This is a genomic window from Billgrantia pellis (genome assembly GCF_008297955.1).
Taxonomy (GTDB): domain Bacteria; phylum Pseudomonadota; class Gammaproteobacteria; order Pseudomonadales; family Halomonadaceae; genus Halomonas; species Halomonas pellis.
Genome location: NZ_VTPY01000008.1, coordinates 1 through 12535 on the forward strand (window position 1 = coordinate 1; position 12535 = coordinate 12535).

Consider the following 12535-nt stretch of genomic DNA (forward strand, 5'->3'; position numbering starts at 1 on the left):
CGCGGTGCAGCGCGCGGTCGAGACGCGCGGCCTGCCGGAAGGGGTGTTCTCGCTGCTGTTCGGTTCGGGCAGCGAGATCGGCCAGGCCTTGGTCAGTGACCCGCGCATTCAAGCCGTCGGCTTCACCGGCTCCCGCGGCGGCGGCACGGCGCTGATGAAGACCGCCCAGAACCGTCCACAGCCGATCCCGGTCTACGCCGAGATGAGTTCGATCAACCCGGTGTTCCTGCTGCCGGAAGCCCTCAGGGCACGCGGCGCCCAGATTGCCGAGGGTTTCGTCGCCTCGCTCAACATGGGCGCCGGGCAGTTCTGCACCAACCCCGGCCTGGTCATCGCGGTGAAAAGCCCCGAGCTTTCCGCCTTCGTCGAGGCCGCGGCCGACGCCGTCAAGCAGAGCGCCGCCCAGACCATGCTCACCCCGGGCATCCACACTGCCTATGAGCAGGGCGTGGGCCGGCTCTCCGGCAACGGTAAGGTCAGGGAAGTGGCCCGCGGCCAGGTGGGCGAGTCGGCCCATCCGTGCCAGGCGGGGCTCTACGCCACCGCGGCCGAGGATTTCCTGGCCGATCCTGAGCTGCAGGAGGAAGTGTTCGGTTCCACCTCGCTGGTGATCGAGTGCGCCGACCAGGACGAGGTGCGCCAGGTCGCCTCACAGATTGAAGGCCAGCTCACCGCCACCCTGCAGATGGACGACGGCGACCTCGACGCAGCGAAAGCGCTGCTGCCGATCCTCGAGCGCAAGGCGGGGCGGATACTCGCCAACGGCTGGCCCACCGGCGTCGAGGTGTGCCACGCCATGGTCCACGGCGGCCCCTACCCGGCGACTTCCGACTCACGCACCACCTCGGTGGGCAGCGCGGCGATCTTCCGCTTCCTGCGTCCGGTGTGCTACCAGGCGCTGCCGCAGGGGCTGTTGCCCGAGGCGCTGCATGACGGCAACCCCTGGGGTGTGTCACGGTTGGTCGACGGCAAGCGCGAGGCATGAGAAGCGCAGCACCCCAGGGCGGCTAGAAGCAGGTTGCCAGGCTGTCCTGGACCTCCAGTGCCTCGTTCACCAGCAGCAGGTGATGCCACTTGTCGAAGGTGAGGCATGGATGGGAGGCGCCGAAGGCGACGATGTCGCCCACGGTGACATCGTCGGCGGCGTCCGGCAGGTGCACGAAGGCGTGCTGGTCCATCAGCTTGGCCACCTGCCACCCCGCAACGGAAAGCGTTGCGTCCGGCGCCCCCCCTTCGCGGTAGCGACGCAGGGGCACCGGCAACTGGTCGTGGCCGATGTCGCGCTTGCCCAGGGCGACGATCGCCAGGCCCGGCTCGGGCAGCGACTGCACCTGAGCGAAGACTTCCAGCGCCGGTTCGAGCCCGTGCTGCAGATCGGGGCGCCGCCTCAGCACATCGCGCTGGGCCTCGCGGTAGAGGCCGTGGTCGTGCACCACGTAGCAGCCCGGGCGCAGCACCGGCACGAAGCGATCGTCCAGCGAGGCGGCCTGGAACGCTTCGGCGATCAAGTCGTACCAGGCCGAACCGGAAGCCGTGACGATGGGCTCGGCCACGTCGAAGCGCCCTGCCGCATCCAGCGCCAGTGCAGTCTCGACCAAACGCTGGGCATAGTCGCTCACCGCGGCGGCGGGGTCTTCACCGTGCACCACGCCTTCATAGCCCTCCAGCCCGGCGAGGACCAGTGCCGGTTCGGCCGCGATGGCCTCGGCCAGTGCCTCCACGCCCGCCTGGTCGCGACAGCCGCAACGCCCTACCGGTACGCCCAGCTCGATCAGCACCGCTAGCTTGAGATCCCGCTCGGCGAAGAAACGCCCCAGCTGGCGCACGTTCTCGACCCCATCCACTACGCAGTAGACCTCGGCGCCGGCTGCGATCAGCTCCGCCACCATGGCCATGTTGGCGCGTCCCACCAATTGATTGGCCATCAGCAGGCGCCGCATGCCATGCGCGAAGGCCGCGCGGCACTGGGGCGCCGTGGCCAGGGTGATCCCCCATGCCCCAGCCTCGAGCTGACGCCGGAACAGGGCCGGCGTCATGGTGGTCTTGCCGTGCGGCGCCAGGCGAGCGCCATGCGCCTCGGCGAAGCGCTGCATCCATGCCAGGTTGTGCGCCAGCGGCGCCTCATGAATCACTGCCGCCGGCAGACTGACCCCACCCAACAGGTCGGCCCCCAGCTCGACGGTGCCCTTGTCGACGCGTCCGCCAGCGCCTGCGTTAGCCGCTCTTTTCATGTCACTGCCCTCTTCATGTCATTGCCCTCGGCTTCCTGCATGGCTGCCTCCTCTCGGCTTTCATTGCTCTCACTTGCTGCCTGATAGTTATTTTCATGGTAACTTGACGATTAGTTAGAAACTAACATAACTTTCAAGCGAGGCAAGACACAGGAGCCCTTCGGTGAGCCAAGAGATCGACATCCTTTCCCGCATTACGGCGGACTTCGCCAGCCTGCGCGACGCTGAAAAGAAGGTCGCCGAGCTGATCTTCGCCGATATCGACTTCGTCACCGAGGCCAGCATCAGCGAGATCGCCGCCCGGGCCGGCGTGAGCGATGCCAGCGTGACACGCTTCGCCCGCGCCGCGGGTTGCCACAACGTGCGCGATCTCAAGACCCGCCTGACACGATCGCTGGCCGCGGGCCGGCGCTTCATCCAGGAGTCGGCTCCCGAGGACGGCCCCGCCGCGGTCTACGAGATCGCCACCCAGACCCTGGCGGTGAACCGCGACCTGATGGCCCAGGCCGACGTGGCCGGCGCCGTGGATCGGCTCGACGCCGCCCGCCAGATCCTCGTCTTCGGTGCCGGCGGCGGCTCCAGCATGCTGGCGCAGGAGATGCAGTTCCGGTTGGTACGCCTCGGCTATGCGATCTGCGCCTATCCGCAGGCGCTGTTGCCACGCATGGTGGCCTCGACCCTCGACCCCGCTGACGTGGTGGTGGTGCTCTCGGTGACCGGCCATACGCCGGAGATGGTCGAATCGGCACGCATCGCCCGCCAGTACGGTGCCCAGGTCGTGGCGATCACCGCGCAGGGTTCGCCCCTGGCGGAAAATGCCGACGTGACGCTGCCGGTGGCGGCCCGCGAGACCGATTTCATCTATCACCCCTCGGCGTCGCGTTACGCCATGCTCGCCGCCATCGACGTACTGGCCTTGGAACTCGCCCTGCGCCATCGCGAACGCTCCCGCGACAAGCTGCGCCGTTTGAAACTCACCCTGGACGCCCATCGCGGCGGCGACAACCGCCAGCCGCTGGGAGACTGATATGCGCTACGACCTGCTGATCCGTAACGCCCAGGTCGTCGACGGCACCGGCGCCGCCCCCTTTCGGGCCGACGTGGCCGTACGCGGCGACCGCATCGCCGCCGTGGGCGACCTGGGCGATGTCACAACCACGGCCAGTGCGGCGGACGAGATCAACGCCGACGGTCTTTATCTGGCCCCGGGCTTCATCGACGTGCACACCCATGACGATACCAACGTGATTCGCACCCCCGAGATGCTGCCCAAGCTCTCCCAGGGCGTGACCACGGTGGTGGTGGGCAATTGCGGCATCAGCGCAAGCCCGGTGACGCTCGCGGGCGAGGTGCCCGACCCCATGAACCTGCTGGGCCAGGCCGAGGATTTCCGCTATGCGAGCTTCGCCGCCTATGCCGAGGCGGTGGAGGCGGCGACCCCCAGCGTCAACGTCGCCGCCCTGGTGGGCCATACCAGCCTGCGCAGCCAGGTGATGGACGACTTCGCCCGCCCCGCCAGCGATGCGGAAATCGCCGGGATGGAACGTCTGCTTTGCCAGGCGCTCGGCGAAGGCGCCCTGGGGCTGAGCTCGGGTCTCGCCTACCGCAACGCCTTCCATGCGCCCACGGCGGAGATGGAACCGCTGGTGGCCGCGGTGGGCCGGGCCGGCGGCGTCTATACCACGCATCTGCGCGACGAGTTCGCCGGACTGTTCGGCGCCATGGACGAAGCCTTCGCCACGGCTCGCCACGGCCGGGTGCCGCTGGTGATCTCGCATCTGAAGTGTGCCGGTGCCGGCAATTGGGGCGGTGCACCGCATGCCCTGGAAAAGCTCGAACGGGCGGCTCGTCACCAGGGTGCGCATTGCGACTGCTACCCGTACACGGCGGGCTCCTCGACGCTCGATCTGGGTCAGGTCACCGACGAGATCGAGATCGTCATCACCTGGTCCGAGCCGCATCCCGAGCAGGCCCGTCGGCCGCTCGCCGACATCGCCGCCGATTGGGACGTGTCGCTGCTGGACGCGGCGCGGCGCCTGCAGCCGGCCGGGGCGGTCTACCACAACATGAGCGAGGACGACATGCGCCGGGTGCTGGCCCATCCGCTGTCGATGGTCGGTTCCGACGGCCTGCCCAACGACCCGCATCCGCACCCGCGGCTGTGGGGGGCCTTTCCCCGCGTGCTGGCACGCTACAGCCGCGATCTAGGCCTGCTACCCCTGGCCGAGGCGGTGCGCAAGATGACCGGCCTGTCGGCCGCCAACTTCGGCCTCGACGATCGTGGCGTGATCCGCACCGGGGCCTTTGCCGACCTGACCCTGTTCGATCTCACCACTCTCGCCGATAGCGCCGACTACGAGACCCCCATCGCCCCGGCACGGGGGATCGAGATGGTCATGGTCAATGGCGTCATCGGCTATCGCCAAGGCGCGGCCACCGGCGAGCGTGCCGGGCGCATGCTGCGCCGTACGAGGCGCATCACCGATGCGCCTTCCCGACCCATTCACCCCATGGAGAACTTGTAATGAGCATTACCCGATACGGCGTCGAAGGCGGCGTCGGTACCGGCGGCCAGAAGCTGCCGTTCGCCCGCGCCGTGGAGGCCGGCGGCTGGCTCTACGTCTCCGGCCAGACGCCGATGCGAGACGGCGAGGTGGTCGAGGGCGGCATCGTCGAGCAGACCCGGCTCGCCTTCGACAACTGCCTGGCGATCATGCGCGAGGCCGGCTACGGCGTGGAGGACGTGGTGCACGTCACGGCGGTGCTCACCGACGCGCGCTACTTCTCGTCGTTCAACAAGGTGTTCCGCGACGTGTTCGGCGACAACCCGCCGGCACGCATCTGCAGCGTCCAGGACCTGGTGGTGGACTGCAAGGTGGAGGTGGACGTCAAGTGCTTCCGGCGTGACCGGACGTAAGAAAGGGGGTGCCGTGCCCCGGCAAGGGCACGACACCGGATCGTCGGCGGGGCCTCACAAGACAAGACCGGCCCGCCGGCAATCGTGACATTGCTTACACCGGCCGCGGCAACGGCCGGGCAAACAACGACAAGAGGCTACCATGAACAGTCAAATATTCCTTGCCACCTTTCTGGTGTACGTCGCCGCCATGATCGGCTTCGGCTGGTGGATCTCCCGCCACAAGCGCGGCAGCGGCGACGACTTCCTGCTGGGCGGTCGCAGCGTGCCGCTGTTCCTCACCATCGGCACCACCGTGGCCACCATGGTCGGCACCGGTTCGAGCATGGGAGCGGTGGGCTTCGGCTACGCCAACGGCTGGGCCGGAGCGCTGTACGGTATCGGCGGCGCCACTGGCGTGCTGCTGTTGGCACTGCTGTTCGCCCCGGTGCGCCAGCTGAGATTCATGACCATGAGCGAGGAGCTCGCCTACTACGTGGGTGCCAACCGCCTGGTGCGCAACCTGGTGGCAGTGCTGATCTATATCGCCTGCATCGGCTGGCTGGGCGCGCATATCCTGGGCGGCGGGCTCTATCTCTCCTGGATGGCGGGCATCGACCTCAACACCGCACGCATTCTGGTGGCGCTGGGCTTCGGCATCTACTGCGTGATCGGCGGCTACTTCGCCGTGGTGTGGACCGATACCGTGCAGGCGGTCATCCTGTTCGCCGGTTTCCTGCTGATGGCCGTGCTCGCCCTGGTCGAGGTCGGTGGCTTCTCGGGGCTGACCGCCGGAATGGATGCGGGCGCGGCCAGCTTCCTCGGCATCGGGGCGATCGGCGGCCTGCCGGCACTGTCGCTGGCGGCGGTGATCGCCATCGGCGTGCTAGCCACCCCCTCGTTCCGCCAGCGCATCTACTCCGGCGAGTCGGTCTCCTCGGTGCGCCGCTCCTTCGTGATTACCGGCGTGCTCTACCTGGGCTTCTCGATCATCCCGGCGATCATCGGCATGGCCACCCACGCCCTTAATCCCGGCCTCGACAACAGCAACTACGCGTTCCCCTTCCTCGCCACCGAGGTGCTCCCCCTAGGGCTCGGCCTACTGCTGCTGGTGGCGGGGCTCTCGGCGACCATGTCCAGTGCCAGCTCGGATGCCATCGCCGGGGTCTCCACGCTGATGCGCGACATCTACGTGCTGGCCACGGGCCGGGCGCCCTCGGCCCGCAACGTCGTACGCTTCTCCCGCATCGCCCTGGTTGCCACCATCGGCCTGGCGCTGGCGTTCGCCCTGACCTCGGACAACGTGATCACCTATATCACTCGCATGATCGCCACCATCATGGCCGGACTCTTCGTCTGCGCCCTGCTGGGTCGCTTCTGGCCGCGCTACAACTGGCAGGGCGCGGTAGCCACGCTGGCCAGCGCCTCGGCGACGTCATTGACGATCATCGCCAACGCCGACTGGAGCGCCTACTGGGGCAATCCCAGCCTGCCGGCGGTATCGGTGGCGCTCGTGGTCGGGGTGGTGGTCAGTCTGCTCACGCCGGCTTCTCGAGTCACGCCTGAGCAGGCCCTGGAAGTCCTCAACGAAGAGCGTCGGCGCATGGAGCAGGTTCCCGATGCAGCATTGTCGGAAGGCCAGGTCGCCGCACCCGGCCAGTAAAGGCACTACCGACTAACGACACGGCCCCGCCGAACGCTCGGCGGGGCCGTGCCGTTTCACCCGGTAGGCTTCAGCTCGTCAACCGCCGCACCGCCAGCTCCACGCCGCGCAGCTCGGCGAGCCCTTTCATGCGCCCGTAGAGCGGATAGCCCGGGCGGGTGTCGCGGTCCTGGTCGTCGAGGATATGGTGACCGTGGTCCGGCCGCAGCGGCAAGCGCGGACCACCTTCACGTTCGCGGCGACGCTCCTCCTCCACCAGCGCCTGGATCACCGCCACCATGTCGACGTCGCCGTCGAGGTGAGGCGCCTCATGAAAACTGCGGGGGTCGGGCGTCTCGCGCCGGGTCGAGCGCAGATGGGCGAAGTAGATACGTGGCCCGAAGCGCCGCGCCATGGCGGCCAGGTCGATGTCGTCGCGCACGCCGTAGGAGCCGGTGCACAAGGTCAAGCCGTTGGCCGGGCTGGGCACGGCATCGAGCAGCCACTGGGCGTCCGCCGGCGTGGAGACCACCCGCGGCAGGCCGAGCAGCGGGCGAGGCGGATCGTCCGGATGGATGGCCAGCCGTATCCCGACTTCCTCGGCGACCGGCACAATGGCGTGCAGGAAATACCCCAGGTTCTCGCGCAGGCGCTCGGCTCCGATATCGGCGTAGACATCCAGCGCCGCCTGGAAGCGCGTCAGGGTGTAGTGCTCCTCGGCCCCCGGCAGGCCGGCGATGATGGTATCGATCAGCGAATCGCGCCCGTCGGCATCGAGGCCGTCGAGATAGCGCCTGGCCTCGGCTTGCTCGGCATTGCTGTACTCGGCCTCGGCGCCGGGGCGCTTGAGCAGGTAGAGATCGAAGGCGGCGAAGGCCGTCTGGTCGAAGCGCAGCGCCAGTTCCCCATCCGGCAGGTGCCAGGCGAGATCGGTGCGGGTCCAGTCGAGCACCGGCATGAAGTTGTAGCAGACGATGTCGATACCGCAGGCCGCCAGGTTGCGCAGGGTTTCCTGATAGGCCGCGATGCAGCGTTCGCGCTCGGGCGTGCCCTGCTTGATTGCCTCGTGTACCGGCACGCTCTCCACCACCGACCACGAAAGTCCCGCGGCCTCGATCGTCGCCTTGCGCTCGCCGATGGCCTCGACCGACCAGACCCGGTCGTTGGGCACGTCATGCAGCGCCGTGACGATGCCGGTGGCACCGGTCTGGCGAATCTCGTCGAGGGTGATCGGGTCGCTGGGGCCGAACCAGCGCCAGGTATGTTCCATGACGGACCTCTCGCTATCAGGTGGGTGTATCGAGCCGCGCAAGCGCGGCGTCGAGGCCAAGCGTCGTCAGGCAGCGGTAGGCCGACACCACCTCCGCCGCGAAGCCGGAGTGCTCGGCTAACGCCGGAGGAACCACGGCATCGAGTTCGAGAAAGGCCAGCACCAGATTCTCATGATCCTCGCCATGGGCTTCGTGCAGCAAGGCGAACGTGCCCGCCATAGGATCGTCAACGGCATGGGCATTGCCGTGCAGGTCGCTTCCGGCGGTGTAGCGGATCCATGCCGCAAGACCAAGTGCGATGCACGGTACATCGCCTCCCGCTTCTAGCCGCGCCAGAGCGCCATGCAGCCAGCGCTGGGGCAGCTTCTGCGAGCCGTCCATGGCGATCTGATGCAGACGATGGCGCAGGCTGTCGTTGGCGAAGCGATAGAGCAGCTGCTCGGCGTAACCTTCGAGGTCGGTGCCGGCCGGCATCGCCAGGGTCGGCGCCGCCTCACGCAGCATGTAGCGATGCAGCAACGCCATCAGGTCATCGCGGCTCACCGCGTCGAACACCGTCTCGATATCGTCCAGCGCGCCCAGGTAGGCGAGCAGCGAATGGCTGCCGTTGAGCATGCGCAGCTTCATGGTCTCGAACGGCGCCACGTCGGCGACCATCTCCACGCCCTCGTCTTCCCAGGCCGGCCGGCCGAGAGGAAAATCGTCCTCCACCACCCATTGCGAGAACGCCTCCCCTACCACCGCATTGGGATCGTCGATACCCAACTCGGTAAGGCGGGCGAAGTCGGCCGCGGTCATCGCCGGCACGATGCGGTCGACCATGCTGCAGGGAAACGCCACCTCGCGCTCGATCCAGGCGGCCAGCTCGGTATTACCACAGGCGGCCAACTCGACCACGGCGGTGCGGGTGCGCTTGCCGTTGTCCGGCATGTTGTCGCAGGAGAGCACGGTGAACGGCGGCAGTCCCGCCTCGCGGCGGCGTGCCAGCGCCTCGACCAGGATGCCCAGCGCCGTGCGCGGTGCCTGGGGATGCTCGATGTCATGGGCGATCAGCGGGTCGTCGCGCAGCAGGCTGCCCTCGGCGGGGCTGAGAAAATAGCCCTTCTCGGTCACCGTCAGGGTGACGAGGCGCGTCTCGCGCGACACCAGCCGAGCCAGCAAGGCATCGAGATCGCGGCCCCACTGGCCGCCTGCATCGCGACCGCTGAACAGGGTTTCCTCTATCACCCCGATCTCGCGCAGGGTGACGTGGTCGCGATCGGCGTACTCGGCAACATGGTAGTGGTAGTCGGCGTCGCGCAGCGCATCGACCAGCGCCACGCCGCCGCGCAGGTTGGCGCTACTCACGCCCCAGGCGCCATCGCCGCTGCGCTGGCGATAGCGCTCCAGGTAGACCGCCTGGTGGGCGCGATGGAAAGCGCCGAGCCCCAGGTGGACGATGCCGATGCGCCCGGTCGACGTGGCGGCGGGTAGGCGTATCACGTCGTTCATCTTGCCCCCATCATCAGGTCGGGAAGCCAAAGCGAGATGGCCGGCACGTAGGCCACCAGTAGCAGTACCACGAGGTTGCAGGCCAGAAACGGCAGGATGGCGCGAGCCACGGTGAGCATCTGCAGCTTGCCGATGCCCGACACCACGAACAGGCACACACCCACCGGCGGCGTGGTCAGGCCGATCATCAGGTTGAGGACCGCCATCACCGCAAAGTGCACCGGATCCATGCCGACCCCGGTGGCCACGCCGAGCAGCGCCGGGAACAGGATGATCAGCGCCGCGATGGTTTCCATGAAGGCGCCCACGAACAGCAGGATCAGGTTGATGATCAGGATCACCACGATGGGGTTGTCACTGATGGACATGATCAGCGCGGCGATGGTCTGCGGGATCTGCTGGCTGGTGAGGATCCAGCCGAACAAGTTGGCCAGGCCTACCAACAGCAGCAGCGCCGACGAAGTCAGCACGGTGTCGGTGAGAATCGCCGGCAGCTTGCGCCAGGTCAGCCCCTTGTAGACGTACATGCCGACTACCAGCGCGTAGAGGCTGGCGACAACCGACGCCTCGGTGGGCGTGAAGAAACCGCCGATGATGCCGTAGAGGATGATCGCGGTCATCAGCAGCGCCCAGAAGGCGGTGCGGCCTTCGCGCAGCAGCTCGCGCAGGGTGGCGCGACGCTCCTTGGGATAGCCGCGCTTCACGGCCAGCAGGTAGACGGTGATCATCATCGCCACGCCCAGCAGCAGGCCGGGCACGGCCCCGGCGAGAAACATGCGTCCCACCGAGATGCCCGCCAGCGAGCCGACGATGATCATCGGCACGCTGGGCGGAATGATCGGGCCGATGGTCGACGAGGCGGCGGTGACGGCGGCGGCGAACGGCTTGTCGTAGCCGGAGCGCGCCATGCCGGGAATCATCACCGAGCCGATGCTGGCGGCATCGGCCACCGCGGTGCCCGAGATGCCACCGAAGATCATCGAGCCGCCCACGTTGGCCAAACCCAGGCCGCCGCGGATATGACCCACCACGGCGTTGGAGAAACGCACGATATGCTCGGTGATGTTGCCCACGTTCATCAGGTTGCCGGCCAGCACGAAGCCGGGAATGCACAGCAGCACGAAGGTATCGATGCCCGAGTACATGCGCTGCGGCACGATGGTCAGCGAGATGTCCTCCAGCAGCAGGTAGGCGAGCGACGAGATGCCCAGCGCAAAGGCGATGGGCAAGCCCAGCACCAGCAGCACCAGAAACACGCCGAACAGCACCATCACTTCCATGATGCGGTCTCCCGGTCGGCGCCAGCGGGTGCTCGCAGCACTGCGGCCAGTCCTTCGACGAGACCGATCGCGCTGTAGAACAGCACCAGGGCGAACAGCAGCACGGTGGAAAAGAAGATGTAGAGCATGGGCACTCTCAGGGTGGGCGAGGTCTGCCAGGCCCCGTTCTGGGCGAACTGCCAGGCGCCGGGCAGCACCATCAAGGCGAAGCCGCCAATCAGCAGACAGATCAACGCCTGGTAGGCGGCACGGGCGCGAAGCCCCAGCAGATGATGGTAGAGTTCGACGTTGACGTGCCGGTGGCGGCGAATCGCCACCCCGGACGCCAGTGCCACCATGTAGATGAACAGGTAGCGCGACAACTCCTCGGTCCAGGCTAGGGTGAATGGCAGGAACAGCCGGCCCGCGATCTGCAGCAGTACGGTCGCGGCAATCGCGACCAACGCCAGGTTGGCGAGCAGTACGAACAGGGTGTCCACCCAGCCGATGACCCGGCCCAGCGAGCCTTGGAGCCTGGGTACCGCGGATAAGGCGTCGAGGCTGGCCACTATCTCCTGACCGTCGGGATCGGCTTCGCCCTCGGCACGCTGTGGGGAAGTGTCCATAGGCGTTCCTCGCTGGGGCCCGGCGGACCCCGTTGGAATGGGCGGGCACGCGGCCCGCCCCGGTGTATCAGAGGGCCTGGATGGCGTCGAACAGCTCGCGCTGCTCGTCGTCGAGGGCCGCTTCCACGGCCGGCCGCGCCTTCTCGGCGAAGGCCTCGGTATCGACCTCGACGAACTCCATGCCGCGCTCCTGCAGGGCCTGCTCCAGGCGCTGCTGATCCTCCTCGAACAGCTCGGCCTGGTAGGTCTGCATTTCCTGAGCCGCGTCGCGCACGACCTGCTGCAGCTCCTCGGGCATGCTCTCGAGCTGGCTGCGGCCGATCACCACGTAGATCCAGCTACGCACGTGGCCGGTGAGGTTCACGTAGTCCTGCACCTCGTTGAAGCTGGCGCTCTCGATCAGGCTGAGCGGATTCTCCTGGGCCTCGATGGTGTTCTGCTGCAGGGCGGTGAATACCTCGCTGAAGGCCATCGGCGTGGGTCGCGCGCCCAGCGCCTCCCAGGTGTCGACGAACAGCGGCACGTTGGGCACGCGCAGGCGAAGGCCATCGAGATCGTCGGGATGGCGGATCGGCCGGTTCGAAGTCAGCTCGCGCGGGCCGCGCTCGAACCAGGCCAGCGGCACCAGGTTGGCGCGCTCGGTGATCTGGGCCTCGATCTGCTCGCCAATCTCGCTATCCACGGCCTGGCGCAGATGCTCGGAATCGCGGAAGGCATAGGGCACCGCCATCATCGCCGCCTTGGGCGCCCAGTTCTGCAGGCTCTCCCCGGTGATGGTCATGTCGGCGGTGCCGAGCTGGATGCTGTTGATCACGTCCATCTCGTTGCCGAGTTGCTCGTTGGGATAGAGCTGTACCTCGATGCGCCCTTCCGAGTTCTCCTCGACCAGTTCCTTGAAGCGCTCGGCGGCCTGGTGCCAGATGTTCTGCTCATTGGCCAAGTGGCCGAATTTCAGCGTGACGTCGACAGCCAGGGTGGCCTGGCTTGCGATCAGGGCCGTCCCGAGGACGGCGCCGGTGACGAGTCGTTTGATCATGGCGTAACTCCTGTTTTTTGCCAAACTGGCTGTTGTTGCTGTTATGGGCATCGCGTCAACGCGATGCGGCTATCACGTCATGC

11 protein-coding genes are annotated in these 12535 nt (G+C 67.4%); 5 read left to right on the forward strand and 6 right to left on the reverse strand.

Translation table 11 applies throughout. The features are described from left to right. Positions 1 to 985 (forward strand): aldehyde dehydrogenase family protein (locus F0A17_RS18665; protein WP_149329882.1); only part of this gene is annotated, 985 nt, incomplete at its 5' end. 22 nt (positions 986 to 1007) lie between these two features. Here the strand turns inward: F0A17_RS18665 and F0A17_RS18670 are convergent. Continuing rightward, positions 1008 to 2231 carry an amino acid deaminase gene (locus tag F0A17_RS18670; protein WP_149329883.1) on the reverse strand — a complete coding sequence of 408 codons (1224 nt, stop codon included), beginning with the start codon at positions 2229 to 2231 and terminating at the stop codon, positions 1008 to 1010. Between the two features lie 163 nt (positions 2232 to 2394). On the opposite strand from F0A17_RS18670, the gene F0A17_RS18675 reads away from it, so the two are divergent. The 4 genes from F0A17_RS18675 to F0A17_RS18690 all read left to right on the forward strand — a co-directional run bounded on the left by F0A17_RS18675 (position 2395) and on the right by F0A17_RS18690 (position 6790). Then, positions 2395 to 3258, forward strand: coding sequence for a MurR/RpiR family transcriptional regulator (locus F0A17_RS18675; RefSeq protein ID WP_149329884.1), 864 nt, complete (start codon positions 2395 to 2397; stop codon positions 3256 to 3258). A gap of 1 nt (position 3259) precedes the next feature. Beyond that, positions 3260 to 4756, forward strand: a complete 1497-nt coding sequence (locus F0A17_RS18680; protein WP_149329885.1) for an N-acyl-D-amino-acid deacylase family protein — start codon at positions 3260 to 3262, stop codon at positions 4754 to 4756. Beyond that, positions 4756 to 5148, forward strand: a complete 393-nt coding sequence (locus F0A17_RS18685; protein ID WP_149329886.1) for a RidA family protein — start codon at positions 4756 to 4758, stop codon at positions 5146 to 5148. The genes F0A17_RS18680 and F0A17_RS18685 overlap by 1 nt, the downstream gene beginning before the upstream one ends. A 142-nt stretch (positions 5149 to 5290) precedes the next feature. Continuing rightward, entirely contained in the window at positions 5291 to 6790 is a 1500-nt protein-coding gene (locus tag F0A17_RS18690) for a sodium:solute symporter family protein (protein WP_149329887.1), read from the forward strand. A gap of 70 nt (positions 6791 to 6860) precedes the next feature. Here the strand turns inward: F0A17_RS18690 and uxuA are convergent, their stop codons facing one another. The 5 genes from uxuA to F0A17_RS18715 all read right to left on the reverse strand — a co-directional run bounded on the left by uxuA (position 6861) and on the right by F0A17_RS18715 (position 12452). Further along, positions 6861 to 8039, reverse strand: coding sequence for a mannonate dehydratase (gene uxuA, locus F0A17_RS18695; RefSeq protein WP_149329888.1), 1179 nt, complete (start codon positions 8037 to 8039; stop codon positions 6861 to 6863). Positions 8040 to 8055: 16 nt separating this feature from the next. Further along, positions 8056 to 9531: a mannitol dehydrogenase family protein gene (locus tag F0A17_RS18700; RefSeq protein WP_149329889.1), complete on the reverse strand. Its 1476-nt coding sequence runs from the start codon at positions 9529 to 9531 to the stop codon at positions 8056 to 8058. Further along, positions 9528 to 10811: a TRAP transporter large permease gene (locus tag F0A17_RS18705; protein WP_149329890.1), complete on the reverse strand. Its 1284-nt coding sequence runs from the start codon at positions 10809 to 10811 to the stop codon at positions 9528 to 9530. Before F0A17_RS18705 ends, F0A17_RS18700 begins: the two co-directional genes overlap by 4 nt. Next, positions 10802 to 11416, reverse strand: a complete 615-nt coding sequence (locus tag F0A17_RS18710) for a TRAP transporter small permease (protein WP_149329891.1) — start codon at positions 11414 to 11416, stop codon at positions 10802 to 10804. Before F0A17_RS18710 ends, F0A17_RS18705 begins: the two co-directional genes overlap by 10 nt. A gap of 67 nt (positions 11417 to 11483) precedes the next feature. Beyond that, complete coding sequence (locus F0A17_RS18715) at positions 11484 to 12452, reverse strand: TRAP transporter substrate-binding protein (RefSeq protein ID WP_149329892.1); 969 nt, start codon at positions 12450 to 12452, stop codon at positions 11484 to 11486. Positions 12453 to 12535 lie beyond the last annotated feature (83 nt).